This window comes from Sphingomonas sp. M1-B02, assembly GCF_026167525.1.
Lineage (GTDB): Bacteria > Pseudomonadota > Alphaproteobacteria > Sphingomonadales > Sphingomonadaceae > Sphingomonas.
This window is the reverse complement of record NZ_CP110679.1, coordinates 3083589-3109718: the sequence shown is the minus strand read 5'-3', so window position 1 is coordinate 3109718 and position 26130 is coordinate 3083589. Positions and strand designations below refer to the sequence as shown.

Below are 26130 nucleotides of genomic sequence, written 5' to 3'. Positions count from 1 at the left end.
GATCCTTGGACCGCATGCCCGGATTGGCAAGCATCGAATATCATGATACATTTGTTGTTACATGATTCGCTGGAGATGGGAAATGCGCCGAATGAACGACCCCGACCGCTGGAACGACCTGGCCCATCATTATGAGGCGACCGCCCATCCGTTCACCGCGGCCTTCGCCGAGGCGGCGCTCGCGCGGGTCGCGATAGGTCCGCAGACCCGGCTGCTCGACGTGGCGACGGGCACGGGCGCGCTTGCGCTGGCGGCGGCCTGGGCCGGTGCCCAGGTGCTGGCGACCGACTTCTCGTCCGCGATGGTCGCGCGGGTGGCGGCGCATGACATGCCGAACCTCGAAGCGCGGACGATGGACGGGCAGGCGCTCGACCTGGCCGATGCCTCCTTCGACGCGGTCTTCTCGATCTTCGGGGTGATGCTGTTCGCCGATTGGCGCAAGGGGCTGTCCGAGATGGCGCGAGTCACGCGGCCGGGCGGGCATGGCGTGGTCGCGACCTGGCAGAGCGAGGGCGCGGCGACGCATCTATTGCTGTCGCAGGTGGTCCGCAGCCTGTTTCCGGAGCGCGACTGGCGATCGGGATTGCCCGAGGGGCTGACGGTGCTGGGCGATCCCGAGCGGCTCGCGGCGGAGATGGTGGCGGCGGGCTTTTCGGCACCGCGCATCGAGACGATGACGCACGACTATCCGCTGCGGATGACCGATCTCGATCCCCAGACGCAGTTCGGGCTGAGCGAGGATTGGGCGTTGCTGGGGGCGCACGACCAGCAGGCGGTGATCGACGAAGTGTATCGCCGCGCGGCGGGCAGGGAAATATTGCCGGTCCCATCGACCGCGCTGATCGGGGTGGCGCTGCGCTAGCGCTTCACGCCCGCCGCCGCGCGTTCGGCGAGGCGCTCGACGGCGGCGGCGTGGATGCCCGGGACGGTAACGAGCACGCCGAACGCCTCGGCATCCGGCGTGTTGAAATCGAGCGGGTCGCCGAACGCGTCGCTGACCGTCGCACCGGCCTCGTGCGCGATCAGGACCGCGGCGGCGATGTCCCATTCGTTGCCCCAGCGGATCGTGGCGAGCAGGTCGGCTTCGGCCGCGGCGACCATCGCGATGCGCAGCGCGATCGAATTGGGCTTGGCGACGGTGACCAGATCGCGATCGACGCGGGAGAGCTGGTCGGCGGGGACGCGGGCGCCGGCCAGTTCGGAGCGATGGCCGACCTGCAGCCGCGCGCCGTTGCGCCAGGCGCCTTTGCCCGCCTCCGCAGTCCAGACCTCGCCCCGCGCGGGGGCATCGAGCACGCCTACCAGCGGCTGGCCATGCTCGACCAAGGCGACCGACACGCACCAGCCGGGGCGGCCGCGCAGATAATCGCGAGTACCGTCGATCGGATCGACCACCCACAGCCGGGAGGCCTGCAGCCGATCGGCGTTGTCGATCGTCTCCTCCGACAGCCAGCCGGCATCGGGCAGCAGCCGCGAGAGCCGGTCGCGCAGCATGCCATCGACTTCGAGGTCGACCGCGCAGACCGGGTTGCCCGGCGATTTCTCCCAGCGGCGGAAATCGGTGTCCCACAATTTCATCGCCAGCCGGCCGGCATCGGCGGCGATCGCGGCGATCTCGGCGGCGAGTTCAGGCACCGGCGATCGTCATCCCGTCGATCCGCAGCGTCGGGGCGTTGATCCCGAAGCGGAATTCGAGATCGTTGGCGGGGGTGAGCGCCAAGAACATGTCCTTGAGATTGCCCGCGATCGTGATCTCCGACACCGGCCGGGTGATCTCGCCCTTCTCGATCAGGAAGCCCGCGGCGCCGCGGCTATAGTCGCCGGTCACGCCGTTGACCCCCTGCCCGATCAGTTCGGTGACGAGGATGCCATGGTCGATCTCGCCGACCAACGTCTCGGGCGGGGTGCTACCGCTTGCCATGTAGAGGTTGCTCGGCGCGACGCCCGGGGCGCCGGCGATGCCGCGCGAGGCATGGCCGGTGGGCTCGAGGTTCAACTGGCGGGCGGAGGCGCTGTCGAGCAGCCAGGTCTCGAGCATGCCGGCATCGACCAGGGTGATCGGCAGCACCGGCAGACCCTCGCCGTCGAACGGGCGCGAGCGCAGGCCGCGGGGGCGGTGCGGATCGTCGCAGATGGTGATCGATTTGGCGAAGACCTGCTTGCCGAGCATATCCTGCAGGAAACTGGTCTTCCGCGTGATCGCGGCGCCGCCGATCGCCCCCAGGAAATGGCCGAGAATCCCCGACGAAACGCGGCGATCGAACACCACCGGCATCGCCCCGCTGGCGAGCTTGGCGGGGTTCAGCCGGGCGACTGCGCGTTCGCCGGCGCGGCGGCCGACGATCTCGGGCGCCTCGAGCATGCGCGCGTGACGGGCGCTGGCGTGGGCATGATCGCGCTCCATCGCGCCGCCGCTGCCGGCGAGCACGCTGGCCGAGACGCCGTGGCTGGTCTGGGCATAGCCGCCGGTGAAGCCATGGCTGGTGGCGAGCGCCATCAGGGTGCGGCTGGCGCTGGCGCTGCCGCCTTCGCTGTTGGTGACGCCGGGAACGGCGCGGGCGGCATCCTCGGCGGCGAGCGCGCGGGCCTTGAGCGTCTGGGGATCGTCGTTGGCGCCGTCGTCGAGATCGAGATGCGGCGGCGTGCCGCGCAGCAGACGTTCGGCCGGGGCGAGGCCCGCCCATTTGTCCTCGGGCGCCTCGCGCGCCATCGCCAGCGCGCGCTCGACCAAGGTGTCGAGCGACTCGCTGCCGAGATCGGAAGTGGAGACGCTGGCCGAGCGGCGGCCGACGAAGACGCGCAGGCCCAGTTCTTCGTTCTCCGACCGCTCGACCTCCTCGAGCGCGCCCATCCGCACCGAGACCGACAGCGAGCGATCGATCGCGAAGACGGCATCGGAGGCATCGGCGCCTGCCGCGCGGGCACGCGCGACGATATCGTGGACGCGGTCGCAGGCTTGTTCGGTGGTCAGCATCTGGGGGACTTAGGTATGCGGGCCCCCAAGGTCAAAGAGTCTGGCCCACCACGAAGCAGGCGGCGAACATCAGGAAGCCGGCATTGCGGTTCGAGCGGAAGCGGTGGAGGGCGTTGGCGCCGTCGGCCGGGTCGAGCGTGGCGACCTGCCAGCCCAGATGGAGCGCGATCGGCAGCAAAGCCGCGAGCGCGATTGGATCGGGGCGGAGCCGCCAGAAGGCGGCGGCCCATAGCGCAAATGCCAAAGCATAGAAGAGCGCGACGCCGGTGCGGACGCGGCCGCCCAGCCGCCGGGCGGAGGAGCGTACGCCGACCAGCGCATCGTCCTCGACATCCTGCAGCGCATAGATCGTGTCGTAGCCGATCACCCAGAGGATGCAGCCGGCATAGAGCAGGAGCCCGGGAGCCCAGGCCATCTCCGGCGCCTCGGCCCAGCCGACCAGTGCCGCCCAGGAGAAAACGAGGCCGAGCCACGCCTGCGGCCACCAGGTGATCCGCTTCATGAAGGGGTAGGCCGCGACCAGCGCGAGGCTGCCGACCGCCACGCCCGCCGCGAGCGGACGGAGCTGGAGCAGGACGACCAGCCCGACCAGGCACAGCGCCAGCAGCCAGACCCACGCCGCCTTGAGCGACACCGCCCCGCTCGCCAGCGGACGCGAGGCGGTGCGCGCGATCTGGCGGTCGAGATCGCGGTCGACGATGTCGTTATAGACGCAGCCCGCGCCGCGCATCGCGATCGCCCCGAGCAGGAACCACAGGATCAGGTCCCAGCGCGTGGCCGCCTGACCCGAAAGCGCGATCGCCCAGGCGCCGGGCCAGAAGAGCAGCCACCAGCCGATCGGCCGATCGAAGCGGGCGAGCAAGGCGAAAGGGCGCGCGGCCGCGGGCAGCCAGCGGACGAAGCCGCGATGCTCGCTGTCGGGGACGATATCGGACTTGCTTGCCAAAATTCCTCCGCCACCCCGGACTTGTGCCGGGGTCTCCTTGCCTTTGCCCCCGGCCGGACCCCGGAACAAGTCCGGGGTGACGATGGGATTTGGCGCGGTTAGAGGAGGCCATGCCCGCAACCCCCGCCTGGCCACCGCAATCCACCCCGCGCCTGTTCGTGGAGACCGCGCTCGCGCCCGGCGAACTGCGGGTGGACGGGCCCCAGGCGCATTATCTCGTCTCGGTGATGCGGATGAAGGTGGGCGATCCGGTGAAGCTGTTCGACGATGTCAGCGGCGAATGGCTGGGCGTCGCGCACCATGTCGGCAAGCGCGATCTGGTTTTGGAGGTGACGGAGCGGCTGCGCGAGCGCGAGGCGGTGCCGGACCTGTGGCTGTGCGCCGCGCCGATCAAGAAGGGACGGATCGACTGGGTTGCCGAGAAAGCGTGCGAGCTGGGGGTCGCGCGGCTGGTGCCGGTGCTGACGCGGCGCGCGGTGGTCGACAAGCTCAATCCAAGCCGGCTGCGCGCGCATATGATCGAGGCGGCCGAGCAATGCGGGCGCACCGCGCTGCCCGAACTGGGCGAACTGGTAAAGCTGGCGGCGCTGCTGCGCGACTGGCCGGCGGAGCGGGCCCTGTTCTTTGCCGACGAGACCGGCGGGGTGCCTGCGGTGGAGGCAATGCGGGCGCGGCCGGGGCCTGCGGCGATCCTGGTCGGCCCCGAGGGCGGCTTCGACGATGCCGAGCGGGCGGCGATCCGGGCGCTGCCGCAGGCGGTGGGGATCGCGCTGGGGCCGCGGATCCTGCGCGCCGATACGGCCGCGGCCGCCGCGGTTTCGCTGTGGATGGCGGCGGCGGGCGATTGGTGACCGATCGGTAGTGATTGGGCTGGCGCGGCAAATCGCCCGCGCGTAAGGGGCGGAAATGAGCACGAAAACCGTTTCGGACAGCAAATCGGCGGTGATCGAAGACCGCGCCCAGCTGGTCGACTATTTCGCCCGCGGCGAGAAGCCCAAGGACCGCTGGCGGATCGGCACCGAGCATGAGAAATTCGTCTATTGGAAGACGCCCGATCACCGCGCGCCAAGCTATGAGGAACCGGGCGGCATCCATGCGCTGCTGATCGGCCTAACCGAGTTCGGCTGGAAGCCGGTCTATGAAGGCGAGCATATCATCGCGCTTTCCGGTCCCGACGGGGCGATCAGCCTGGAGCCCGCCGGGCAGTTCGAATTGTCGGGCGCGCCGCTGGAGAATCTGCACGATACCTGCGCCGAGACCGGGCGGCACCTCCAGCAGGTCAAGGCCGTCGGCGACAAGCTCGGCATCGGTTTCCTGGGGCTGGGCATGTGGCCCGACAAGACCCGCGTGGAACTGCCGATCATGCCCAAGGGGCGCTACAAGATCATGCTCGACCATATGCCGCGCGTCGGCAGCATGGGGCTCGACATGATGCTGCGCACCTGCACGATCCAGGTGAACCTCGATTATGCGTCCGAAGCAGACATGGCGAAGAAGTTTCGGGTCGGCCTCGCGCTCCAGCCGCTGGCGACCGCGCTCTTCGCCAATTCGCCCTTCACCGAGGGCAAGCCCAACGGCTTCCTCTCCTATCGCAGCCATATCTGGTCGGACACCGATCCGGCGCGCACGGGCATGCTGCCCTTCGTGTTCGAGGACGGCTTCGGCTACGAGCGCTACACCGACTATGCGCTCGATGTGCCGATGTATTTCGTCTATCGCGACGGCAAATATATCGACGCCGCGGGGCAGAGTTTCCGCGACTTCCTGCGCGGCGAGCTTCCGGCCTTTCCGGGGCAGAAGCCGACGATCGACGATTGGGCGGATCATCTTTCCACCGCCTTTCCCGAAGTGCGCATGAAGCAGTTTCTCGAGATGCGCGGCGCCGATGGCGGGCGGTGGGGACGGATCTGCGCGCTGCCCGCTTTGTGGGTCGGGCTGCTCTATGACGAGGGCGCGTTGGATGCGGCGTGGGACTTGGTCAAGGACTGGAGCATCGAGGGGCGGCAGACGCTGCGCGATGCGGTGCCCAGGCTCGCGCTGGACGCGCCGATCCCGGGCGGCGGCACGTTGCGCGACATTGCGGGCGAAGCGCTCGATATCGCCGCGGCGGGGCTCAACGCGCGGGCAAGGCTCAACGCTTCCGGCGACAATGAGAGCGGCTTCCTCGATCCACTGCGCGAAGTGGTGCGGACGGGCAAGGTACCGGCGCAGGTGTTGCTCGATCGCTTCCATGGCGAGTGGGGCGGCGATATCTTTCGGGTGTACGAGGAAGCGAAATTCTAGACCCGCTCGAGCGGATAGTGCGGAAGCGGGGGTAGCGCTACGTCGATCGCATCGCCGGCCCGCACCGTGCCTCCGGCCCGGACGACCGCCATGATCCCCGCCTTGCGGGTCACTTCACCGCGCGGGCCACGATCGAGCACGGCCGCGAGCAAGCCGGGCCGGAATGCGTCGATCTGCGCGCAGGGATTGCGCAGGCCGGTCACTTCGAGCACCGCGGACTCGCCAAGGTGCAGAAGTGCGCCGCGCGGAAGCCCGAGCAGATCGATGCCGCGAGTCGTGATATTCTCGCCCAGATCGGCAGGGCCGATATCGAAGCCCTTGCCGGCCAGTTCGTCGAACAGCTCGCCGTGGATCAGATGCACCTGCCGCAGATTGGCTTGGGTGGGATCGATCCGGACGCGCGAGCGATGCTTTACCGTCTCCCCGCAATGCGCGTCGCCCGCGATCCCCAGTCCGGCGACAAGGTCGACCGAATGCATGAGCCGCTTGGAGAAATGGTGGCCGCCATCCTGCGCCACCGCCATGATCCTGGCTTCGCTCATCGACGACACCTATCGCCCGAAGCGGGCGCAAGGCGAGCGGTTATTTGGCCCGCAGCGCCCCGGCCAGCCGTGCAAAAACGCGCGGCACCGGGCCGTTGCGCTCCATCCAGGCGCTGTAGGCCTGGTAGGTCGGATCGAGCCCGAGATGGCGCTCCTCGGTACGTGCACGCCAATAATAGACGCCGCTGACCGCGACCATCACCGCGCCGTTGCGGATCGCGTCGCTCCAGCCGGTGGTGGCGAGGAAGGGCATGGTCGAGAGCCACCAGAACAGGTTCTTCGACAGATAGGCCGGGTGGCGGCTCCAGGCATAGGGGCCGTGGGTGAGGACGCCGCGGTGCGTGAGGTTGGAGAAGCGCAGGCCGAAGGCGATCGTCGCCCAGGCATAGATGCCGGTCAGCACCACCAGCACCGCGCCCATCGCCGCCAGCAGCCAGGAATGCGCGCCGAGCCAATAGGTCCAGTCGGCGGTGCCCTGGTGATAATCGAGCGGGCCGCCCTCCCCCATCAGCAGGAAGGGCGGATAGCAGATCAGCGCCGCGGTCCAGCCGGCGGCATAGGGGTTGGCGCTGCGGATATGCGAATCGAGCGGGCGGAAGGTCAGGATATAGCCCGCGGTCGCGAAGGCGACGTCGATCACGAACATGAAGGTGATCAGATAGCCCGCCAGCCGCACCGGATCGGACAGCGCCTCCATCGGATCGATCGAGACGAATTCGCCGAAGCCGGGCGGCACGATCGCGATCATGAAGGCGAGGAAGAAGGCCTTCACCCCCCAGCTGCGCAGATGGTTGTAGATGTCGTGGCGGTCGACGCCGTCGAGGCCCATCGCCCAAGCGCCGAGCGACCATGCGCCGTCCCTTGGGTTCACGAGACGACGGTCCAGCCACAATACATAGGGGATCGAGAGCAGGAACAGCGCGGGCGCGACCAGCCCGAAGCACCACATGGCGAACGGATAGTTGGCGAAGCGCGTGTCCCACCAGACGCGGCTGAGGACGTAGATCGCGGCGATTCCGCCCCAGGTGAGCCACAGGCCGACCAGCTTGGTGACCGATATGTCGAGCGTTTCGCGCCAGGGCCGGACGCGCGCCCAGTCGATCCCGGTCGAGGGATTACGATAGACTCTGTCGACGAAGATCGACCACAGCACCATCGGCAGCGCGCAGGCGGCGACGTTGACCAGCGCCGAATAGGGCCCGTCCATCCCGAAGATGTGGGCGACCGCGACCCAGGCGGTCATTCCGGCGAGTCCCGCGAAGCCGACCCCGGCGCTGACCGCCGACGGGGGACGCGGATCGGCCTTGGCGGCGCTGGCCAGTGCGGGATCGTGATACATGGCCCAAATATCTAGGCCGGATTGGTTAGCGAGCCGTGAAGGATGGAGACGAGGCTTTACCCGCCGCATTTCAAAGGCCTATGCTTCGGCATCCCCCTTTTCGATCCGAGGCCGCTAAATGTATCGTGCGCTTTCCCTTGCCGCTCTCCTTCTCGCCACGACCCCCGCATCCGCCCAGAATTCCGCACCGCAGCCGGTGACGATCGTGGACACGATCCCCGCCGCGCGGGATATCGACTATCCCGGCACGCTGCTGCTCGACGTGGACGCGACCGACACCCAGCGCGGTATCTTCCGCGTCAAGCAGACGATCCCGGTGGAAAAGAGCGGGCCGATGGTGCTGCTCTATCCGAAATGGCTGCCCGGCAAGCATGGGCCACGCGGCGAGATCGAGAAACTGACCGGGCTGCAGATCCGCGCAGGCGGCAAGCGGGTGGCGTGGAAGCGCGATCCGATCGACGTCTTCGCCTTCCACATCGACGTGCCGGCCGGCGCGAAGAAGCTCGACCTGGAGTTCCAGTTCGCCTCCGCCACCGTCGCCGACCAGGGGCGCATCGTCATGACCCCGGCGATGATGAGCCTGCAGTTCAATTCGATGAGCCTCTATCCCGCCGGCTATTTCGTCCGCCGCATCCCGATCAAGGCGACGGTCAAATATCCCGAGGGCTGGACCGCCGCCTCGGGCCTGCCCGCGAAGGCGACCGGATCGACCTATGCCTATGAAAAGACCAATTACGAGGTGCTGGTCGATTCGCCGGTGCTCGCCGGCCGCCATTATCGCGCGTTCGAGCTCAGCCCGCGGGTGACGATGGATGTCTTCGCCGACTCGCCCGAGGAACTCGAGGCCAAGCCCGAGCAGATCGACGCGCACAAGCGGCTGGTCGATCAGGCGGTGAAGGCGATGGGATCGCAACAATATGACCGCTACCATTTCCTCGTGTCGATCAGCGACGAACTGGGCGGGATCGGGCTCGAGCATCAGCGCAGTTCGGAGAACGGCGTGAAGCCTGGCTATTTCACCAAGTGGAGCGACAGCTTCACCGGACGCAACCTGCTCCCGCACGAATTCACGCACAGCTGGGACGGTAAATATCGGCGCGGCGCCGACCAGTGGGCCCCCGATTACCGCACCCCGACGGTGGGGTCGCTCTTGTGGGTCTATGAGGGGCAGACGCAGTTCTGGGGCTATGTCCTCCAGGCGCGTTCGGGGCTGGTGGCCAAGGAGGATACGCTCGAATCCTATGCCTCGATCATGGCCTCGCTCGACAATCGTCCGGGGCGTCAGTGGCGGCCGATGGGCGATACGACCAACGATCCGGTGATCACCGCGCGCGCGCCCAAGGGCTGGGTGAGCATGCAGCGCTCCGAGGATTATTATAATGAAGGGCTGCTGATCTGGATGGAGGTCGATTCGATCCTCCGCGAGAAATCGGGGGGCGCGAAGTCGATCGACGATTTCGCCAAGGCCTTCTTCGGCAGCGGCCGCGACGGCGATTTCGGGCAGGTGACCTATACGTTCGACGATGTCGTCCGCACGCTCGAGGGGATCGTGCCGCACGACTGGCGCACGCTGCTCGACATGCGCGTCAACCAGGTCTCCGAGCGCGCACCGCTCGGCGGGTTCGAGCGCAACGGCTACAAGCTGGTCTATAGCGACGTGCCGAACAAGGCGACGGCCAAGGCCGCGGTCGACCTGGCCTACTCGCTCGGCCTGACGCTGGGCGCCAAGGGCATCACCGGCGTGATCTGGGACAGCCCGGCGTTCAACGCCGGGATCAGCCTGGGCGACGAGATCGTCGCGGTGAACGGCCGCGGCTATAGCGGCGACCGGCTGAAGGATGCGGTCAAGGCCGCGAAGGGCAGCAAGGAGCCGATCAAGCTGATGCTCAAGAGCGGCGATCGTTTCCGCGAAGTGTCCATCGACTATCATGACGGGCTTCGCTATCCGCACCTCGTGAAGACCGGCACGGGAGAGGCCGGGCTCGACAAGCTGCTCCAGCCCCGCTGAGACGGGGGGCAGCGCCAGCAACAGGGTGTTTCAATGCGTATTGATTTGATTCCGGTCGGCGACAATCCGCCGCACACGCTCAACGTGATCATCGAAGTGCCGACCGGCGGCGAGCCCGTGAAATATGAGTTCGACAAGGCCAGCGGCGCGCTGTTCGTCGATCGCATCCTCCACACGCCGATGCGCTATCCGGCAAATTACGGCTTCGTGCCGCACACGCTCTCGCCCGACGGCGATCCGCTCGACGCGCTGGTGATCGCGCGATCGCCCTTCATCCCGGGCTGCGTCGTGCGGGCGCGGCCGATCGCGGTGCTCAACCTGGAAGACGAGGCCGGCGGCGACGAGAAACTGGTCTGCGTACCCGACGACAAGACCTTCCCTTATTATTCGGACATCGAGGAAAAGGACGACCTGCCTTCAATCGTGATGGAGCAGATCGAGCATTTCTTCACCCACTATAAGGACCTGGAGAAGAAGAAGTGGGTGCGCGTCGGCACCTGGGGCGGGGCCGACGATGCGCGCCGGATCACGCTGGAAGCGATTGCGCGCTACGACGAAAACAAGGCCGCTGCGGCGGCGTCGGTCGATGCGACCGGCGTCACGACCCCGCAGGGCTGATCGCGGCGGGCAGCGGCGATGCGGCGGAGCGGCCCGGCGATCGGCAACCTGATCGCCCCGCCGCGCTTCCTGCTCTTCATCGCCGCCACCGCGCTTGCCCTGTTCGTCGCGATTCCGGCGCTGGGACTGCCCGCCGGGGTGATGATCGGGTTCGACGCGGGCGCGATCGTCTTCCTGCTGTCGGCTGTGCCGCTGCTGCGGCATCGCTCGGACGACATGCGCCGCTCGGCGGCGCGCAACGACGCCAACCGGCTGCTGCTGCTGTTCGTGACGCTCGCGGTGAGCCTGGTCGTCCTCGTCGCGGTCGCCAGCGAATTGCGCGAGGGGACATCGCTCGACACGCGGATGATCGCGCTGATCGTGGGGACGCTGGCGCTTTGCTGGATCTTCAGCAACACGATCTATGTGCTGCATTATGCACATCTCTATTACAGCGCGACGCAGGAGGGCGATGCCGGCGGGCTGACCTTCCCCGACACGCCCGAGCCCGATTATTGGGACTTCGTCTATTTCGCCTTCTGCCTGGGGATGACCTTCCAGACCAGCGACGTCGAGATCCGCCAGGGGCGCCTGCGCCGGCCGGTGACCTTGCACTGCCTGGCCGCGTTCATGTTCAACCTGGGCGTGATCGCCTTCACGATCAACGTGCTGGGGCGCTGAGCTGCGAGCCTAGCTCGCCTTTCTTGCCTTCTTTGCCGGAGCGCGCTGCCCCGCCGCGATCCCGAGCGCGGCCCATTCGCGCATCGCGTCGGCGTCGTCATAGACGTCGCTCGGCGCGCGGCGATAGTTCATCGAGTCGACGCGGCCATCCTTGAAGGTCATCGTGAAGCGCTCGCAGCCCGCTTCGTCCCAGGTCGCATCGCTCGCCGCGTCCGCCTTGAACCACAGGTCGCCGCTGCTGGCGACGATCGCGAAGATGGTGCCGTCGAGATAGAGCGTCGCGCCGCCCATCATCTTGCGCATGGTGACGGTGCCGACCGGCTCTAGCGCCTCGGCCACCCAGGCGACCAGCCCCTCGTCCACCGCCATCAGCGCTCCCCCGCAAGCCTGGCCAGCGCATCGCCCGAGACGCGATTGACCCGCCACTCGTCCATGCTCACCGCCCCCATCGCACGATAGAATTGGATCGCCGGCTCGTTCCAGTCGAGGACCGCCCATTCGAAGCGGGTGCAGCCGCGATCGAGCGCGATGCCGGCTAGGTGGCGGAGCAGCGCGGTGCCGACCCCGGCGCCGCGCGCGGCGGGGGTGACGTAGAGGTCTTCGAGATAGAGGCCGCGCCAGCCGGTCCAGGTCGAGAAATTGTGGAAGAACAATGCCATCCCGACCGGCGCGCCGTCGATCTCGGCCATCACCGCCTCGGCGGCGGGGCGATCGTCGCCGAACATCGCTTCGTGGAGCAGTGCCTCGGTCGCGACGACCTTGTCGGCCGCGCGCTCATACTCCGCCAGTTCCTTCACGAAGCGCAGGATCTGGGGCACGTCGGCCGGTTCGGCATTTCGCAGGGTGATCATGGCAGTGCAGCCTCCGCATCGTGCGCGACGAGCCCGGGCTTGCGCCGCGCGGCCAGGATGCAGGCGGCGACGATCAGCGCCGCGCCTGCCAGCGTGTAGAGCGAGACCGTCTCGTCGAATATCAGCCAGCCGAACAGCGCCGCCCAGACGAACGAAGTATATTCGGTAGGAGCAAGATAATTGGCCTCGGCCCGGGCATAGGCCCAAGAGAGCAGGAATAGCGAGCCGGTGGCGAGCGCCGCCGCAAGCAGGATCGGCGCGACCTGCTCGCTGGGGGGCAGCGCGCCGAGCCAGGGCGCGGCAAGCAGCAGGATTCCGCCGACGACCAGGCTCTGGAAGAAGCTGATCTCGGCCGGGCCGGCGAGCAAAGCCTGCTGGCGCATCAGGATGATATTGTAGGAATAACAGACCGCCGAGGCGAGGATCGCGGCGGTGCCGAGCAGCACTTCCTCGCCCATCTGCGCCTGGGTCTGACCGAGCAGGATGACCCCTACCCCGCTGACCGCGATCAGCGATGCGCCGATCACCGAACGGCCGATCCGCTCCTTGAGCAAGACCGCCGCCAGCACGAGCGCGAGCAAGGGCGCGATGTAGCAAAGCGCGATCGCCTGGGCCATCGGCACCCGGGCGAGGCCCCAGAAGAAGAGCAGCGCCATCACCACGGTCACGCAGCCGCGGATCAAATGGAAGCGCATCGCGTCGCGCCGCGGCATCGACGGTCGGCCCGCGAGGTAAAGGATCGCGGTCATCACGAAGATCGCGCCGAAGCGCCACAGCATCGCATTGTACACGCCCATCGCGATGGTCATGCCCTTCATCACGGCGTCCATCGCGGAGAAGAGCGCGATGCCGAGCGTGCCGGCCGCGAAGGCGATCGGGAGCGGGGTTGGGCGGGCGGGCATGCGGGGCGACTAGCGGGTTGCGGGGGAAAAAAGAAGCTGGCGTGGGCTCCGCCAGCACGCGACTGCGCCTGAAGGTCACACCAGGGTCACACTATGCCGTTGGCTCATAAGTCAGGAACGGCGGGAATTGGGTGGGTTGCGGTCGTTGACGAGCGAGGCTGCGGCTTGCATCCTTCGCGCATGAACCGATCCGGTCGAAGCTGGCTTCCAAGTGGCGGCGCTATCGCGGGCGTGCTCGCGGCATTCGTCGTCTTCCTGTTCATCGGCTTGCCATTGATGGTGATAGTCCTGCAATCAGGAGGAGGGTGTGAGGGACGCCCGCGCCCATGTGAGCCAGACAACATGGCCCTGTATGTTGGACTGATCGCGTTACTACTGCTGCTGGCAGGCACGTGGTGGGGCACCCGCAAGCTGGTCAACTTCTTCGTTCACGGCGATTGACCTACTTCGGCCAATGTCCGGAAGTGGGTCGATAACTGCCATACCAGTTACGAGTTCACGATCTAGGAACGTGCTTCGATCATGAGGTTCAAAGAGCGTGGCGGAGCCAAGGCCCCGCGCGTGCTTGCCAAGCAAATCAAATTCTACATTGCAAGCCGTTTTGGCGCAGACAACGGCCGGGGCCATGGCCTTCCACTTTAAGTCCGTCATCCCGGCGAAAGCCGGGATCCAGGGTTATTCTTCCCCGGCCAGTCCTGCTTGGCTCTGGATCCCGGCTTTCGCCGGGATGACGGTTGGGGAGAGGGCCGGGACTATTCGGCCGCCTGCACCAGCGCCGTCTCCGCCGCCTCGATCTCGGCCGCCTTGGCTTCGACCAGCCGGACGATGTGATCGACCATGCCCTCGTCCTGGACGTGATGATCGGTGACACCCGAGAGATAGACCATATGCTTGCCGGCGCCGCCGCCGGTGATGCCGATATCGGTCTCGCGCGCTTCGCCGGGGCCGTTGACGACGCAGCCGAGGACCGAGAGCGACATCGGGGTGCGGATATGCTGGAGCCGTTCTTCCAGGGCCTGGACGGTGCGGATCACGTCGAAGCCCTGGCGCGCGCAGCTGGGGCAGGAGACGACGCGGACGCCGCGGTTGCGGATGCCCAGGGCCTTCAGGATCTCGAAGCCGACGCGGACTTCCTCCTCGGGCTCGGCCGAGAGCGAGACGCGGATCGTGTCGCCGATGCCGTACCAGAGCAGGCTCCCCATCCCGATCGCCGACTTGACCGTGCCGCCGACGAAGCCGCCCGCCTCGGTGATGCCGAGATGGAGCGGGCAATCGACCTGGTCGGCGAGCTGCTGGTACGCCGCGACCGCGAGGAACAGGTCCGACGCCTTCACCGCGACCTTGAATTCGTGGAAATCATGATCCTGGAGCAGCTTGATATGATCGAGCGCGGACTCGACCAAAGCCTCCGGGCACGGCTCGCCATATTTTTCGAGCAGATCCTTCTCCAGGCTGCCGCCGTTGACCCCGATCCGGATCGCGCAGCCATTGGCCTTGGCGGCGTTGACGACTTCGCGGACGCGATCGGACGAGCCGATATTGCCCGGATTGATCCGCAGGCAGGCGGCGCCCGCATCGGCGGCCTCAAGCGCGCGCTTATAGTGGAAATGGATGTCGGCGACGATCGGCACGCGGCTGGCGCGGACGATCTGGCGCAGCGCGGCGGTGCTTTCGACGTCGGGGCAGCTGACCCGGATGATGTCGACCCCGGCATCCTCGCAGCGGCGGATCTGATCGATCGTCGCGCCGGGATTCGACGTCGGCGTGTTGGTCATCGTCTGCACGGTCACCGGCGCATCGCCCCCGACGGGGACGTTGCCCACCATGATCTGGCGGCTGTGCCGGCGCGTGATATCGCGCCACGGACGAAGGGACATCGGGGACTACTCGCTAACGCTTTGCTTACGCACCGACCCATATAGCCTTCCCGAGCGCGCCGCGAAAGGCGCGCGAGGAAGCCGTCGTTGAAGCAGCCGGGCGCAGCCATCGAAACCCAGCCCAGCCAGCGCCATTACGGGCTCGATTGGCTGCGCATCGCCGCGTTCGGGCTGCTGATCCTCTACCATGTCGCGATGGCGTTCGCGCCGTGGACCTGGGTGATCCACACCCCCTATCGCTACACCGCGCTGATCCCGCCGATGGCGCTGCTGACCCCCTGGCGGCTGGCTTTGCTGTTCGCTGTCTCGGGCTATGCCTCGCGCAGACTGTTCGACCGTTCGGGCGGCGCGCGGGCCTTTGCCCGTTCGCGCGCGCTGCGGCTGCTGGTGCCGCTCGCCTTCGGCATGGCGGTGCTCGTCCCCCTGGAGATGTGGGTGCGGGTGATGGAGACCGGTTACCGCAGCGGCTATCTGCATTTCTGGGCGGTGGATTATTGGCGCGTCGGCACCTTCCATGGCCGCGAATTTCCGAGCTGGGAGCATCTCTGGTTCGTGGCTTATCTTGCCGCGTACAGCCTGCTCCTCGCCGCCGCGATCGACAGGTTCGGGGCGCGGCTGTTCGCGGGGCTCGACCGGCTTGCCGACTGGTTCGCGCAAGGGGCCCGCCTGCTGTGGGTGCCGATCGCCTTGCTCGTCACCCTGCGGCTCGCCTTGCTGTTCGTCGCGCCCGAATCGCAGGGGCTGCTGCGCGATTGGAGCGGGCATGCGCTGTACGTGCCGGTCTTCCTGTTCGGCTTCGCGCTGGCGGGAGCCCCACAGCTGTGGCCGGCGATCGGACGTGGCTGGAAAGCCGCGCTGCTGATCGCCGGAGTGGCGGGTGCGATCGCGGTGACGATCGAGATGCGCTATCCGGGCAGCGCGGTCCCCTCGCACGCATGGATGGCGCTCAATCGCGCGGCGCGGGTGACGATGGCCTGGTGCATGATCGTTGCGCTGTTCCACATCGCCGAGAGCTATTGGAACCGCGATCACCGCTGGCGTCGACCGCTCGCCGAGGCGGTCTTCCCCTTCTACATCGTCCACCACCCGGCGATCGTGCTGATCGCGTGGTATTCGCTGCCGCTGCGGCTCGGCGCGCTTGCCGAATTCGCGCTGCTGCTGAGCGGGACGGCGGCGGTGTGCCTGGCGACCTATCTGGTCGGCCGGGAAATCGGCTGGCTGCGGCCGCTGATCGGCCTGAGTCCGCTGGCGCGCGACAGGCGTTCTGCTAGGAGGGCACGGCCAGTCCCAGGAGTGCCGTGATGCGCCTCGTCCTATTGCTCGGAGCCCTCCTCATGCCGCTTTCCGCCCAAGCCCAGCCGAAGCCCAGCTGGACGCTCGTCATCCATGGCGGCGCCGGGATCATCGAGAAGGGGCGCGTCACCCCCGAGCAGGAGAAGGGCGTCCAGGCCGGGCTCGACGCGGCGCTCGATGCCGGCGCCAAGGTGCTTGCCGCCGGCGGATCGTCGCTCGATGCCGTGCAGGCGGCGGTGCAGGTGCTGGAGGACGATCCGCATTTCAATGCCGGACGCGGCGCGGTGTTTACCTGGGACGCGACCAACGAGCTCGACGCGGCAATCATGGACGGCAGCAACCGTGCCGCCGGTTCGGTCGCGGGGACGACCACCACGCGTCACCCGGTCGCGGCGGCGCGCGCGGTGATGGAAAAGAGCCCGCACGTCTTGCTCGCCGGCCCCGGTGCCGACCAGTTCGCGCGCGAGCAGGGGCTGGAGCAAGTCGAGAATAGCTGGTTCGCCACGCCGGAGCGGCGCCGCCAGCTCGACAAGATGAAGGCCAACGACAAGCTCGGCTGGTTCGACGTCGACCTGAAATATGGCACGGTCGGCGCGGTGGCGATGGACAGCCAGGGCCATGTCGCCGCCGCCACCTCGACCGGCGGGCTCACCGGCAAGCGCTGGGGCCGGATCGGCGATGCGCCGATCATCGGCGCGGGCACCTATGCCGACGATCGCGCCTGCGCGGTCTCCGCCACGGGCGCCGGCGAGTTTTTCATCCGCGAGGGCGTGGCGCACGAGATTTGCGCGCGGGTCCGCTTCAAGAACGAGACGCTCCAGCAGGCCGCCGACGTGGTGATGGCCGAGACCAAGCAATTGGGCGGCAGCGGCGGGGTGATCGTCACCGGCCCGAGCGGCGAGATGGCCTGGAGCTTCAACACCCCGGGCATGTATCGCGGCCGGGCATCTTCCAACGGCGACCGGCTGGTCGCATTCTATGGTGACGAACGATGAAGCATATCCTGTTGATTGTCGCCGCCTTCCTCGGCTTCGCGACGCCTGCCCAGGCCTATTGGGAATATGGCCATGAGACGGTGGCGGCGATCGCCTATCGCAACGTCACCCCGGCGGTGCGTGCCGAGATCCGGCGGCTGCTAGCGCGGCAGGCATTGCTCGAGACGCCGGGATGCCCGGCGGGGACGATCGAGCAGGCCAGCGTCTGGGCCGACTGCATCAAGACGCTGGGGCCGCGCTTCAGCTATGCCTATAATTGGCACTACCAGAATGTGGACGTCTGCAAGGATTTCACGCTCAAGGGCAATTGCCCCGACGGCAATTGCGTGTCGGCGCAGATCGAGCGCGACGTGAAGCTGCTGAAGGACAAGACGGTGCCGCAGCGCGAGCGGGTGATGGCGCTGGCCTTCCTCGTTCATTTCGTCGGCGACCTGCACCAGCCGCTCCATGCGGGCGACCGCAGCGACCTGGGCGGCAATCGCGCGCTTTCGACCTACGGCGCCTATTCGACGGCCCGGCTGAACCTGCACAGTATCTGGGACGGGTTGGTCGCCGAGCGGGCGATCTCGACTCCGCCGGGGCTGGTGCGGGTGTATAGCTCCGCCGAGCGTGCGGCGGTGGACGGCGGCACCGTGGAGGATTGGAGCCGCGACAGCTGGCAGGTGGCACGCGACGTGGTCTATGCCAGCGCCTATGGCGGCCAGCCCTGCGGACCGATCCCTGCGCGGGCGACGCTCAGCGATGCGCAGATCGCGGCTTTGGTGGAGCCGGCGCGCGCGCAGGTGATCAAGGGTGGGCTGCGGCTGGCGCGGCTGCTGAACGAGGCTTTGGGCTGAAGCTTATCCGGACGATATCGGACGCGTACCACCCCGGCGGAGGCCGGGGCCCAGCTGCGATGCATGTGAGAGGGTGTCTGAGCGCTCCGGGTTCGCCGAAACTGGGCCCCGGCCTCCGCCGGGGTGGGCTTCATCGATGCCGGACTGAGCTCAGTTCCGCTTGCCCCAGCGCCACTGCCAGTCGCCGTCGGTCTTGCTCCACAGTAGCCATAGGAAGCCAAGCAGCAGCGGCGCGAGCAGCCACAGATAGACTGCGCCGCGATGCTCGGCGAGGTTGGCGATGAGCGCCGCGGCGACGACCATGAGCAACGTCGCCACCCAGCCCTGCCAGGTTGCCGGGGTGGCGCCCCAGCCGAACGCCTTGGGCACGAACCAATAGCCAGGACGAACCCGCGCGCCGCCGAGGATCCGCCCGATCATAGCGCCATCATCGCGATGCCGATCGCCAGCGTGGCGGTGAACAAGCCGATCAGCCAGGGCAGGTGCCGGCGGTTGAGGTGAAATGCCATCATCATGGTTCGTCTCCATTTGCTTTGGGTGGCCGGCCGCGTTTGGCGCGGACCGGCGCTTCGAGCTTCACCCCCCGTCGTCCCAGCGCCTCGCGCAGCAAGCATTCGACCTGGGCGTTGACGCTGCGCAGGTCGCTCGCCGCCGCGCGCTCGATCGCCGCGTAGAGCGCGGGATCGAGGCGGAGCGGGAATGCCTTTTTGGGCGGAGCCGACACGGGGCCATCCTTACTGATAGAGCGACCCCGCATTGACGATCGGCTGGGTGTCGCGCTCGCCGCACAGCACGACCATCAGGTTCGAGACCATCGCCGCGCGGCGCTCGTCGTCGAGCTCGACGACATTTTTCTCAGAGAGCAAGGCGAGCGCCATCTCGACCATGCCGACCGCGCCTTCGACCAGCGTAGTGCGCGCCGCGACCACCGCCTGCGCCTGCTGGCGCCGCAGCATCGCGCCGGCGATCTCCTGGGCATAAGCGAGATGCGTGAAGCCGCATTCGTCGACGGTGATGCCGGCGACGTGGAGCCGCTCGATCAGCTCGGCACGCAGCTCGCCGCCGACCTGATCGTGATTGCCCCGCAGCGTGACTTCCTGATGCTCGAAATCGTCATAGGGGTAGCGCGAGCCGATCGTGCGCACCGCCGCCTCGATCTGGACGTTCACGAACGCCTTGTAATCGTCGACGTCGAACAAAGCCTGCGCGGTGTCGGTCACCCGCCACACCACCTGCGCCGCCATCTCGATCGGATTGCCGCGCAGATCATTGACCTTGATCCGCTCCGAAATGATGTTGTTCGAGCGGACCGAGACCTTCTTCCCGCCCATCCACGGCCAGGTCCAGCGCAGCCCGGCATTGCGATCGGTGCCGCGATAATCGCCGAACAGGGTGATCACCGACGCCTGGTTGGGCTGGAGCAGATAGAAGCCGCACGCTACGAACAGGAACAGGAAGCTGGCCGCGATGAACCAGGCGACGATCGCGCCGTCGGCTAGCCGATCGATCTGGGTGAAGGCTGCCAGTCCGGCGACCAGCGTAAACAGCAGCACGAGCAGCATGCCATAGCCGCTCGTCGTCTGCGCCGCCGTCTCATGGCTTTGCCGCAGCGCCGAGGCGGGTGTGCGAACGTCCGTCATCTGATACCTCCCGTTATTATGATATCATCATTATATCGGGTGGGAAGTGTACGCAAGTGGAAACGATCCCGCTCCCATTGGGAGAGGGAGGGAGACGCGTAGCGGCGGAAGGGTGAGGGTGAGAGTTGTCGCCCTCACCCTTCCCATCGCTACGCGATGGGCCCAGCGTCAGGTAAATAGCGCCCCGCGCTATTTAGGCGATGCCGGGGGCATCGCCGACCTGACACTCCTCTCCCAAAGGGAGAGGGAGTTTTAGTTTAATTGATGACGATGGTCACCGCGCGGCGGTTCTGCGCCCAGGCGGCTTCGTCGGAGCCCATCGCGACCGGGCGTTCCTTGCCGTAGCTGATCGTGGTGATGCGCGAGGCCGAGACGCCGCGCGCCGCGAGATAATTCTTCGCGGCGTTGGCGCGGCGATCGCCGAGGCCGAGATTATATTCGCGGGTGCCGCGCTCATCGGCGTGGCCCTCGATCGTGATCCGCGCTTCAGGGCGGGAGACCAGCCAGGTCGCCTGACTGTCGAGGATCGCGCGCGCCTCGGGATCGATGTCGTACTGGTCGAGGTCGAACAACACGGTGTCGCTCATCACCGCGCGCTTGAACTGGGCGTTGAGCGGTCCGGCCTCGCTGTCGCTGTTGTTCATGTCGCTACCGGTGCCCGGGCCCTGCTCGCTCGGCGTCGGCGGCAGTTCGGGCGGGCGCTTCTTGGCGCAGCCGGCGGTGGCGATCAGCGCTGCACCCAGCACCAGGCTGGTCATGATCTTGGCCATCGTTCTTCTCCTTTTGTCGAAATCTGCCGCTTCGAAGCGACGTTTGCATGAACAGGTAACGGTTCAGGGCCGAATGGGTCCCCAATTGGGGTCGGAGCCGTCCAGCGGGGTCGGGATCTTGCGCGCGTTCACGCCGGTGAGATCGACCGACCAGAGATCGGGCTTGCCCGAGCCCTGCGCCGAGCGGAAGAACATCAGCACGCGGCCGTTTGGCGACCAGCTCGGCCCCTCGTCGCCCCAGCTGTTGGTCAGCAGCCGCTCGCCGCCGCCCGCCGGGCTCATCACGCCGACGCGGAAAGCGCCGCCGCCCATCCGGGTGAAGGCGATCACATCGCCGCGCGGGCTCCACACCGGGGTGGCATAGCGCCCGCCGCCGAAGCTGATCCGGCGCTGGTTCGAGCCATCGGCATTCATCACATAAAGTTGCTGGGTGCCGCCACGATCGCTTTCGAACACGATCCTGGAGCCGTCGGGCGAATAGCTGCCGCCGGTATCGATGCCGGGCGAATTGGTGAGCCGCTGCGGCGTACCGCCCGAGGATGCGACCCGGTACACGTCGGTATTCCCCGCTGCCGCCATCGAGAAGAGCACCCAGCGGCCATCGGGCGAAAAGCGCGGGGCGAAGGTGAGCGATACGTTCGACACGAGCAGCCGGCTGCGGCGGGCGCCCAGATCGTAGAGGTAGATCGACGGCCGGCGATTCTCGTAGCTCATATAGACGATCGCATTCTGCGCCGGGCTCAGCCGCGGCGTCAGCACGATCGACTGGCCGTTGGTCAGGAAGCGGTGGTTGGCGCCGTCCTGGTCCATGATCGCGATCTGCTTGCGACGCCGGCCCTTCGGGCCCTGCTCGGCGACATAGACGACCTGGCTGTCGAAATAGGGGCCCTCGCCGCTCAGCCTTGTGTAGATCGCGTCGGCGCATTTATGCGCGGCGCGTCGCCAGTCGCCGGGCGAGACGACGAAGCCCTGGCGGACCAGCTCGCTCTGCAGCGCGACGTCGTAGAGATAGCAGCCGACGGTCAGCGAGCCGTTGCCGTTGGCGCGGACATAGCCCTGGACCAGGGCCTGCGCCGAGCGCGCGCTCCAGGTGCCGAAAGTAGGCGCGTTGACTTCGCCATATTGGATGCCGCCCGCCTGGGCGGGGCCCAGCGTCTTGAACAGGCCGGTGTTGCGCAGATCATCCTCGATCACCTGCGCCAGCTTGCGGCCGAGCTCGTCGGTCGGACCCGCGGCGGTGGCGACCACCTGCGCGGTGGGCATGGCCGGAATTGCGAGGAACAGGTCCTGCGCCGCCTGGTTGGTCACGTCGACGCTGAGGACAGAATCCTGCCCCGCCTCGGGCTGCTCGGTGCCGAGCGACGCCGCCGGGATATCCTGTGCGTAGGCAACGGGTGCGGTCCCGATCGCCAGCGCGACGGCGAGTGCGAAATTCCTGGCCTTCATCATCACAAACCCTCGTACAAAGTCGGACCGATCGTCTTCCATGCGTCGTAGAATTGCGCCGGCAGCTTGAACGGCGCGGCGAGCTTCACCGCGCGGATCGCGCGCTCGCGGGCCAGCTCGGCCTGGGCGCGGTTGCTGGCGGTAACCCCCGTCTGCGTAACGCGCGGCTCGCCGGCAAGCGCGCCGTCACGCCCGAGTGTTACCACCACTCGGGTGCGCAACTTGTCCGAATCGGCGCCGCTGGGCGGCGACCAATGCGGGCGGATCTGGCGGATGATCTCGGCGCCCAGGGCCGCCTTCACCTGCGGCCCGATGGCTGCGGCGGGGGGCGTTACCGAAGAGCTGGCGGTCTCGCGATCGCTGATGCCGAGATCGAGCCCGTTGAGCCGGCCGGTGGGCTTTACCGGGCCGCGCGCTGTCGCGGGACGCGCGGGCGCAGCCTTGGCGGGGGCGGCCTTGGCCGGCGCGGGGCGAGCCGGCCGGGCGGGCGCGGGCTTTGCTGCGGGCGGGCTGGGCCGGGGACGGCGCAGGCTTGGCGGCCGGCGCCGGGCGAGTCGGCTTGGACGGCGCGGGTTTCGCGACCGGCGCGGGCGCGGGCCTTGGCGGCGCGGGCCGGGGCGGAGTGGGTCGCGGCGGCGGCGGCGCGGGCTCGGGCGGCGCTTCGGGGGCTGCCGCTTCCGGCTCCGGGGACGTCTCGGGCTCGAGCGGGGCTTCGACCGGCGATTTGCGCGCGGCCGGAGACTCGGCGCTGAGCACCGGCGCCTCGCTCACCAGGCCCACCTCGTCGCTCAGCGTCACTTCGATGGGCGTGCTGCGTAATTTCTCGGGATTGGGCGACGCGAAGCCGGCCGAAAGGAAGCCGAACAGCAGGATATGGCCGACCGATGCGACGCCGAGGGCAATGGCTTCGGAGCGCGACAACGCCATCTATTTGCTCGTCGGCTCGGTGAGCATCGAGACGCGGTTGAGCCCGGCGCGGTTGAGCTCGCCCATCACCTGCATGACCTTGCCATAGCCGAGCCCCTGATCGCCGCGCAGATAGATTTGCGGCGGCTTGGCATCGTCGCCCAATTGCTGGGCGATCGCATCGAGCCGCGCGGGGAGCGCGGCATCGGTGGTGGGCTCGTCATCGATGAAGACCTGGCCTTTCTCGTCGATCGATATCTGGATGGGCTTTTCCTCCTGCTCGAGCGCCTTGGCGCGGCTGTCGGGCAGGTTGACGGGCACACCCGCGGTCATCAGCGGCGCGGTGACCATGAAGATGATCAGCAGGACGAGCATCACGTCGACCAGGGGGGTGACGTTGATCTCCGCCATGGGCGCGCGGCGCCCGCGGGACTTGTTGGAGGGGAGGTGCATCGCCATCAAATCCTCTCCGGTACGGGGAGGGGGACCGTTCGCGCAGCGAATGGTGGAGGGGGCGCGCCACGAAGGGTTCGCTCGCGGAGAGCCCCCTCCACCAGCCTGCGGCTGGTCCCCCTCCCCGTGCCGGGGAGGATCGAAGAAGCGTCCGTCACGCCTCCATCTCCAGCCGGCGGCTGAGCGTCGCGTGGAAGCCGTCGGCGAACCGGTTGAGCCGCGCCTCTACACGGTTCACGCGGTGCGAATAGCGATTATAGGCGATGACCGCGGGGATCGCCGCGAACAGGCCGATCGCGGTGGCGAACAGGGCTTCGGCGATACCCGGCGCCACCACCGCGAGCGACGAATTCTGCTCCGCTGCGATCGCGGTGAAGCTTCGCATGATCCCCCACACGGTGCCGAACAGCCCGACGAAGGGCGCGACCGAGCCGACGGTGGCGAGGAAGTTCAGCCGATCGGCCAGCCGATCGATTTCCTGCGCGATCGTGGCGCCCATCGCGGTGGCGAGGCGCTCACGCGTGCCTTCGCGATCGATCGACTTGCCCGCGGTCGAGCGGCGCCATTCGGTGACCCCCGCGCCGAACACGCGCGCGATCGGCTGATCGAGGTTCGCAGTGCGGCGGTGGAATTCGTCGATATCGTCGGCTTCGCGATATTCGCCCTCGAACGTGTCGATCGCCTTGCGCACCGATCCCACCTTCAGCCCGAAGCTGAGGATGATCGCCCAGGTCCACAGGCTCGCCAGCAGCAGGCCGATCATCACCGCCTTCACGACGATATCGGCCTGCAGGAACAGGTGGACCGGGGAGATGGTCGCAGCGGTGGTAATCGGATCCATGAGGCCTTCAGTTTCCCTTCGATACGAGCGGTTCGAATGCCGCCATCCAATGCGCCGGCTGGCGCCGCGGCCGCCCGGTGGGCGAGACGAACACCGCCTCGACGTCGGCTTCGGCCAACAAAAGAGTCCCGCGCATGACTCGTTGCTGAATGATCACCGCCGCCGGCCGCAGCGCGGACAGGTGGCTGACGACGACCAGTTCATCGCTCAATCGCGCGGGCGCGCGATAGCGCATCGCGATATCCCGCACCGCATAGGCCCCGCCCCCGCCCTCGAACGTGGCGCGCTGGTCTATCCCCGCCGCCAGCAGCATATCCGATCGCGCGCGCTCGAGATACCTCAGGTAATTCGCGTGATAGACGACGCCGGTGAGGTCGGTATCCTCGAAATAGACCCGCAGCCCGAAATAGTGCTCGAGGCCTTCGAAGCGGCCGAGGGCGGGCAAAGCGTGCATCGCCCGGCCCTAAACCAGCGCCCCCATAGGGGGAACCCCCGCCCTCAGTCGAACAGCCCTTCCTGCGCGGTGGGCGGAGGGTTGAGGCCGAGATGCTTCCAGCCGGCGGCGTTGAGGCAGCGCCCGCGCGCCGTCCGGGCGATCATGCCGATCTGGATCAGATAGGGTTCGATCACTTCCTCGATCGTGTCGCGCGGCTCCGAAAGCCCCGCGGCGAGCGTCTCGACCCCGACCGGGCCGCCTTTGTAGATATCGGCGATCATCATCAGATAGCGGCGATCCATCGTATCGAGCCCGAGCGCGTCGACTTCGAGGCGAGTGAGCGCGGCATCCGCCGCCTTGGCATGGACCGTCGCCTCGCCCAGCACATTGGCGAAATCGCGTACCCGGCGCAGCAGCCGGCCGGCGATGCGGGGCGTGCCGCGCGAGCGCCTGGCGATCTCATGCGCGCCGTCGGGGGCGATGTGCAGATCGAGCAATGCCGCGGCGCGGGTGACGACGCGCTCCAGCTCTTCGACCGTGTAGAATTGCAGCCGGATCGGGATGCCGAATCGATCGCGCAGCGGCTGGGTGAGCAGGCCCTGTCGGGTGGTGGCGCCGACGAGGGTGAAGCGCGGCAAGTCGATCCGCACCGAGCGGGCGGAGGGGCCTTCGCCGATCATCAGATCGAGCGCGCGGTCTTCCATCGCCGGGTAGAGGACTTCCTCGACCGCGGGGGCGAGGCGGTGGATCTCGTCGATGAAGAGGACGTCGCCATCCTCGAGATTGGTGAGCAGCGCCGCGAGATCGCCCGACTTGGCGATCACCGGGCCCGACGTGGCGCGAAAGCCCACCCCCATTTCGCGCGCGACGATCTGGGCGAGCGTGGTCTTGCCGAGGCCGGGGGGCCCGAAGAACAGGACATGGTCGAGCGCCTCGCCGCGCGACTTGGCGGCCTGGATGAACACGCGCAGATTCTCGCGCGCGGCCTTCTGGCCGACGAATTCGTCGAGATGCTTGGGGCGCAGCGCTGCGTCGATGTCCTCGGGCGTGCGTGCCGGGGCGAGGATGCGATCGGCGTCGGTCATGGCGCGGATCGCCGCAACAGCAGATCTATCAAAGCGCCGGCTAGCAGGACCGGGCAAAGCACGGCGACTTCCACGACTGGGTAAAAAACGAACGCAATCGGTGCCGTTGAACTCGTCGAAGTGAAAGCTTCCCATAGAAGCCATATCGCCAATACGGCCGTCGTGGCTGCGAAGCCGCCCGAAAGTACGGTGAGTGCGGGGCCGCGCGCCAGCACGCCAGCTGCGAGTGCTATCCCCACCGGGATCGAAAGCAGCCCGATAGCCAAAACTAGGGTCGGCAATTCCGACATCGCAACATCACCTAAGGCGACAAACCCAACCGAGACCATAAGGGCCCATATGGCGAGCATGAACTTCGCGCCGATGCGAGCCTTCCGATCGCGATTGGCACAGATCATTTTGATCGCCTCCCGTCTCCGACACCGCCGC

General features: G+C 67.5%; 30 protein-coding genes. 10 read left to right on the top strand and 20 right to left on the bottom strand.

Features of this window, described 5'->3' with window-relative positions; all coding sequences use genetic code 11:
• Window positions 1–91 precede the first annotated feature (91 nt).
• The gene (locus OKW87_RS14970) at window positions 92–862 is read left to right on the top strand and encodes a class I SAM-dependent methyltransferase (RefSeq protein ID WP_265540699.1); all 771 of its coding nucleotides are present in this window, start codon (window positions 92–94) and stop codon (window positions 860–862) included.
• Here the strand turns inward: OKW87_RS14970 and OKW87_RS14965 are convergent.
• From OKW87_RS14965 to ubiA, 3 genes are read right to left on the bottom strand one after another with little or no spacing between them, the layout of a single operon-like run.
• Entirely contained in the window at window positions 859–1635 is a 777-nt protein-coding gene (locus OKW87_RS14965) for a 3'(2'),5'-bisphosphate nucleotidase CysQ (protein ID WP_265540698.1), read from the bottom strand. The genes OKW87_RS14970 and OKW87_RS14965 overlap by 4 nt on opposite strands.
• The gene (locus OKW87_RS14960; RefSeq protein ID WP_265540697.1) at window positions 1628–2974 is read right to left on the bottom strand and encodes a TldD/PmbA family protein; all 1347 of its coding nucleotides are present in this window, start codon (window positions 2972–2974) and stop codon (window positions 1628–1630) included. Before OKW87_RS14960 ends, OKW87_RS14965 begins: the two co-directional genes overlap by 8 nt.
• A gap of 31 nt (window positions 2975–3005) precedes the next feature.
• Window positions 3006–3920, bottom strand: a complete 915-nt coding sequence (gene ubiA / locus OKW87_RS14955) for a 4-hydroxybenzoate octaprenyltransferase (protein WP_265540696.1) — start codon at window positions 3918–3920, stop codon at window positions 3006–3008.
• Between the two features lie 110 nt (window positions 3921–4030).
• Between ubiA and OKW87_RS14950 the strand changes: the two genes are divergently transcribed.
• Together OKW87_RS14950 and OKW87_RS14945 are read left to right on the top strand one after the other, a co-directional pair.
• A complete protein-coding gene (locus OKW87_RS14950) occupies window positions 4031–4771 on the top strand; it encodes a 16S rRNA (uracil(1498)-N(3))-methyltransferase (protein WP_265540695.1) in 741 nt (246 codons plus the stop codon).
• A 55-nt stretch (window positions 4772–4826) separates the two neighbouring features.
• Window positions 4827–6203, top strand: a complete 1377-nt coding sequence (locus tag OKW87_RS14945) for a glutamate--cysteine ligase (protein ID WP_265540694.1) — start codon at window positions 4827–4829, stop codon at window positions 6201–6203.
• On the opposite strand, the gene OKW87_RS14940 is transcribed toward OKW87_RS14945, so the two are convergent.
• Together OKW87_RS14940 and OKW87_RS14935 are read right to left on the bottom strand one after the other, a co-directional pair.
• Entirely contained in the window at window positions 6200–6745 is a 546-nt protein-coding gene (locus tag OKW87_RS14940) for an MOSC domain-containing protein (RefSeq protein WP_265540693.1), read from the bottom strand. The two genes, OKW87_RS14945 and OKW87_RS14940, sit on opposite strands and share 4 nt — an antisense overlap.
• Window positions 6746–6785: 40 nt before the next feature.
• Window positions 6786–8084, bottom strand: a complete 1299-nt coding sequence (locus OKW87_RS14935) for a methyltransferase family protein (RefSeq protein ID WP_265540692.1) — start codon at window positions 8082–8084, stop codon at window positions 6786–6788.
• Between the two features lie 118 nt (window positions 8085–8202).
• Here OKW87_RS14935 and OKW87_RS14930 point away from each other — a divergent pair, with 118 nt between their 5' ends.
• The 3 genes from OKW87_RS14930 to OKW87_RS14920 are packed head-to-tail and all read left to right on the top strand — an operon-like array spanning window position 8203 to window position 11370.
• Window positions 8203–10092, top strand: coding sequence for a M61 family metallopeptidase (locus tag OKW87_RS14930; protein ID WP_265540691.1), 1890 nt, complete (start codon window positions 8203–8205; stop codon window positions 10090–10092).
• Window positions 10093–10125: 33 nt separating this feature from the next.
• The gene (gene ppa / locus OKW87_RS14925; protein WP_265540690.1) at window positions 10126–10710 is read left to right on the top strand and encodes an inorganic diphosphatase; all 585 of its coding nucleotides are present in this window, start codon (window positions 10126–10128) and stop codon (window positions 10708–10710) included.
• Between the two features lie 18 nt (window positions 10711–10728).
• Window positions 10729–11370 (top strand): DUF1345 domain-containing protein, encoded by a 642-nt coding sequence (locus OKW87_RS14920; RefSeq protein WP_265540689.1) that lies wholly within the window; start codon window positions 10729–10731, stop codon window positions 11368–11370.
• Window positions 11371–11379: 9 nt separating this feature from the next.
• On the opposite strand, the gene OKW87_RS14915 is transcribed toward OKW87_RS14920, so the two are convergent.
• The 3 genes from OKW87_RS14915 to OKW87_RS14905 are packed head-to-tail and all read right to left on the bottom strand — an operon-like array spanning window position 11380 to window position 13123.
• Window positions 11380–11739: a TfoX/Sxy family protein gene (locus OKW87_RS14915; protein ID WP_265540688.1), complete on the bottom strand. Its 360-nt coding sequence runs from the start codon at window positions 11737–11739 to the stop codon at window positions 11380–11382.
• Window positions 11739–12221 (bottom strand): GNAT family N-acetyltransferase, encoded by a 483-nt coding sequence (locus OKW87_RS14910; protein WP_265540687.1) that lies wholly within the window; start codon window positions 12219–12221, stop codon window positions 11739–11741. Before OKW87_RS14910 ends, OKW87_RS14915 begins: the two co-directional genes overlap by 1 nt.
• Window positions 12218–13123 carry a DMT family transporter gene (locus OKW87_RS14905; protein WP_265540686.1) on the bottom strand — a complete coding sequence of 302 codons (906 nt, stop codon included), beginning with the start codon at window positions 13121–13123 and terminating at the stop codon, window positions 12218–12220. The genes OKW87_RS14910 and OKW87_RS14905 overlap by 4 nt, the downstream gene beginning before the upstream one ends.
• A gap of 180 nt (window positions 13124–13303) precedes the next feature.
• Here OKW87_RS14905 and OKW87_RS14900 point away from each other — a divergent pair, with 180 nt between their 5' ends.
• Entirely contained in the window at window positions 13304–13564 is a 261-nt protein-coding gene (locus OKW87_RS14900; protein WP_265540685.1) for a hypothetical protein, read from the top strand.
• A gap of 311 nt (window positions 13565–13875) precedes the next feature.
• Here the strand turns inward: OKW87_RS14900 and ispG are convergent, their stop codons facing one another.
• Window positions 13876–15000: a flavodoxin-dependent (E)-4-hydroxy-3-methylbut-2-enyl-diphosphate synthase gene (gene ispG, locus OKW87_RS14895; protein WP_265540684.1), complete on the bottom strand. Its 1125-nt coding sequence runs from the start codon at window positions 14998–15000 to the stop codon at window positions 13876–13878.
• Window positions 15001–15087: 87 nt separating this feature from the next.
• Here ispG and OKW87_RS14890 point away from each other — a divergent pair, with 87 nt between their 5' ends.
• The 3 genes from OKW87_RS14890 to OKW87_RS14880 are packed head-to-tail and all read left to right on the top strand — an operon-like array spanning window position 15088 to window position 18124.
• A complete protein-coding gene (locus OKW87_RS14890) occupies window positions 15088–16302 on the top strand; it encodes an acyltransferase family protein (protein WP_265540683.1) in 1215 nt (404 codons plus the stop codon).
• 32 nt (window positions 16303–16334) lie between these two features.
• Window positions 16335–17288 carry an isoaspartyl peptidase/L-asparaginase family protein gene (locus OKW87_RS14885; RefSeq protein ID WP_265544147.1) on the top strand — a complete coding sequence of 318 codons (954 nt, stop codon included), beginning with the start codon at window positions 16335–16337 and terminating at the stop codon, window positions 17286–17288.
• Window positions 17285–18124, top strand: coding sequence for a S1/P1 nuclease (locus OKW87_RS14880; RefSeq protein WP_265540682.1), 840 nt, complete (start codon window positions 17285–17287; stop codon window positions 18122–18124). The genes OKW87_RS14885 and OKW87_RS14880 overlap by 4 nt, the downstream gene beginning before the upstream one ends.
• Before the next feature lie 150 nt (window positions 18125–18274).
• On the opposite strand, the gene OKW87_RS14875 is transcribed toward OKW87_RS14880, so the two are convergent.
• The 11 genes from OKW87_RS14875 to OKW87_RS14825 all read right to left on the bottom strand — a co-directional run bounded on the left by OKW87_RS14875 (window position 18275) and on the right by OKW87_RS14825 (window position 26099).
• Window positions 18275–18544 (bottom strand): hypothetical protein, encoded by a 270-nt coding sequence (locus tag OKW87_RS14875; protein WP_265540681.1) that lies wholly within the window; start codon window positions 18542–18544, stop codon window positions 18275–18277.
• Window positions 18545–18635: 91 nt separating this feature from the next.
• Window positions 18636–18848: a toxin-antitoxin system HicB family antitoxin gene (locus tag OKW87_RS14870; RefSeq protein ID WP_265540680.1), complete on the bottom strand. Its 213-nt coding sequence runs from the start codon at window positions 18846–18848 to the stop codon at window positions 18636–18638.
• Window positions 18849–18858: 10 nt separating this feature from the next.
• The gene (locus tag OKW87_RS14865; protein ID WP_265540679.1) at window positions 18859–19764 is read right to left on the bottom strand and encodes an SPFH domain-containing protein; all 906 of its coding nucleotides are present in this window, start codon (window positions 19762–19764) and stop codon (window positions 18859–18861) included.
• A 257-nt stretch (window positions 19765–20021) separates the two neighbouring features.
• Window positions 20022–20534: a peptidoglycan-associated lipoprotein Pal gene (gene pal, locus OKW87_RS14860; RefSeq protein WP_265540678.1), complete on the bottom strand. Its 513-nt coding sequence runs from the start codon at window positions 20532–20534 to the stop codon at window positions 20022–20024.
• Window positions 20535–20597: 63 nt separating this feature from the next.
• The gene (gene tolB / locus OKW87_RS14855) at window positions 20598–21983 is read right to left on the bottom strand and encodes a Tol-Pal system beta propeller repeat protein TolB (RefSeq protein ID WP_265540677.1); all 1386 of its coding nucleotides are present in this window, start codon (window positions 21981–21983) and stop codon (window positions 20598–20600) included.
• Entirely contained in the window at window positions 21983–22282 is a 300-nt protein-coding gene (locus OKW87_RS17495) for a TonB C-terminal domain-containing protein (protein WP_322740318.1), read from the bottom strand. The genes tolB and OKW87_RS17495 overlap by 1 nt, the downstream gene beginning before the upstream one ends.
• Window positions 22283–22907: 625 nt before the next feature.
• Complete coding sequence (gene tolR / locus OKW87_RS14845) at window positions 22908–23345, bottom strand: protein TolR (protein WP_265540676.1); 438 nt, start codon at window positions 23343–23345, stop codon at window positions 22908–22910.
• Between the two features lie 148 nt (window positions 23346–23493).
• Window positions 23494–24180 (bottom strand): protein TolQ, encoded by a 687-nt coding sequence (gene tolQ / locus OKW87_RS14840; RefSeq protein WP_265540675.1) that lies wholly within the window; start codon window positions 24178–24180, stop codon window positions 23494–23496.
• Window positions 24181–24187: 7 nt separating this feature from the next.
• Window positions 24188–24634 carry a YbgC/FadM family acyl-CoA thioesterase gene (locus OKW87_RS14835; protein WP_265540674.1) on the bottom strand — a complete coding sequence of 149 codons (447 nt, stop codon included), beginning with the start codon at window positions 24632–24634 and terminating at the stop codon, window positions 24188–24190.
• A gap of 44 nt (window positions 24635–24678) precedes the next feature.
• Entirely contained in the window at window positions 24679–25701 is a 1023-nt protein-coding gene (ruvB, locus tag OKW87_RS14830) for a Holliday junction branch migration DNA helicase RuvB (RefSeq protein ID WP_265540673.1), read from the bottom strand.
• Window positions 25698–26099: a hypothetical protein gene (locus OKW87_RS14825; RefSeq protein ID WP_265540672.1), complete on the bottom strand. Its 402-nt coding sequence runs from the start codon at window positions 26097–26099 to the stop codon at window positions 25698–25700. Before OKW87_RS14825 ends, ruvB begins: the two co-directional genes overlap by 4 nt.
• Window positions 26100–26130: the final 31 nt, after the last annotated feature.

Coding starts and splice junctions, on each gene's coding strand:
- OKW87_RS14970 (WP_265540699.1), top strand. CDS start 92: ATGAACGACCCCGACCGCTGGAACGACCTGGCCCATCATTATGAGGCG.
- OKW87_RS14960 (WP_265540697.1), bottom strand. CDS start 2,974: ATGCTGACCACCGAACAAGCCTGCGACCGCGTCCACGATATCGTCGCG.
- OKW87_RS14950 (WP_265540695.1), top strand. CDS start 4,031: ATGCCCGCAACCCCCGCCTGGCCACCGCAATCCACCCCGCGCCTGTTC.
- OKW87_RS14945 (WP_265540694.1), top strand. CDS start 4,827: ATGAGCACGAAAACCGTTTCGGACAGCAAATCGGCGGTGATCGAAGAC.
- OKW87_RS14940 (WP_265540693.1), bottom strand. CDS start 6,745: ATGAGCGAAGCCAGGATCATGGCGGTGGCGCAGGATGGCGGCCACCAT.
- OKW87_RS14935 (WP_265540692.1), bottom strand. CDS start 8,084: ATGTATCACGATCCCGCACTGGCCAGCGCCGCCAAGGCCGATCCGCGT.
- OKW87_RS14930 (WP_265540691.1), top strand. CDS start 8,203: ATGTATCGTGCGCTTTCCCTTGCCGCTCTCCTTCTCGCCACGACCCCC.
- ppa (WP_265540690.1), top strand. CDS start 10,126: ATGCGTATTGATTTGATTCCGGTCGGCGACAATCCGCCGCACACGCTC.
- OKW87_RS14920 (WP_265540689.1), top strand. CDS start 10,729: ATGCGGCGGAGCGGCCCGGCGATCGGCAACCTGATCGCCCCGCCGCGC.
- OKW87_RS14915 (WP_265540688.1), bottom strand. CDS start 11,739: ATGGCGGTGGACGAGGGGCTGGTCGCCTGGGTGGCCGAGGCGCTAGAG.
- OKW87_RS14910 (WP_265540687.1), bottom strand. CDS start 12,221: ATGATCACCCTGCGAAATGCCGAACCGGCCGACGTGCCCCAGATCCTG.
- OKW87_RS14905 (WP_265540686.1), bottom strand. CDS start 13,123: ATGCCCGCCCGCCCAACCCCGCTCCCGATCGCCTTCGCGGCCGGCACG.
- OKW87_RS14900 (WP_265540685.1), top strand. CDS start 13,304: ATGAACCGATCCGGTCGAAGCTGGCTTCCAAGTGGCGGCGCTATCGCG.
- ispG (WP_265540684.1), bottom strand. CDS start 15,000: ATGTCCCTTCGTCCGTGGCGCGATATCACGCGCCGGCACAGCCGCCAG.
- OKW87_RS14885 (WP_265544147.1), top strand. CDS start 16,335: ATGCCGCTTTCCGCCCAAGCCCAGCCGAAGCCCAGCTGGACGCTCGTC.
- OKW87_RS14880 (WP_265540682.1), top strand. CDS start 17,285: ATGAAGCATATCCTGTTGATTGTCGCCGCCTTCCTCGGCTTCGCGACG.
- OKW87_RS14875 (WP_265540681.1), bottom strand. CDS start 18,544: ATGATCGGGCGGATCCTCGGCGGCGCGCGGGTTCGTCCTGGCTATTGG.
- OKW87_RS14865 (WP_265540679.1), bottom strand. CDS start 19,764: ATGACGGACGTTCGCACACCCGCCTCGGCGCTGCGGCAAAGCCATGAG.
- pal (WP_265540678.1), bottom strand. CDS start 20,534: ATGGCCAAGATCATGACCAGCCTGGTGCTGGGTGCAGCGCTGATCGCC.
- tolB (WP_265540677.1), bottom strand. CDS start 21,983: ATGATGAAGGCCAGGAATTTCGCACTCGCCGTCGCGCTGGCGATCGGG.
- tolR (WP_265540676.1), bottom strand. CDS start 23,345: ATGGCGATGCACCTCCCCTCCAACAAGTCCCGCGGGCGCCGCGCGCCC.
- tolQ (WP_265540675.1), bottom strand. CDS start 24,180: ATGGATCCGATTACCACCGCTGCGACCATCTCCCCGGTCCACCTGTTC.
- OKW87_RS14835 (WP_265540674.1), bottom strand. CDS start 24,634: ATGCACGCTTTGCCCGCCCTCGGCCGCTTCGAAGGCCTCGAGCACTAT.
- ruvB (WP_265540673.1), bottom strand. CDS start 25,701: ATGACCGACGCCGATCGCATCCTCGCCCCGGCACGCACGCCCGAGGAC.
- OKW87_RS14825 (WP_265540672.1), bottom strand. CDS start 26,099: ATGATCTGTGCCAATCGCGATCGGAAGGCTCGCATCGGCGCGAAGTTC.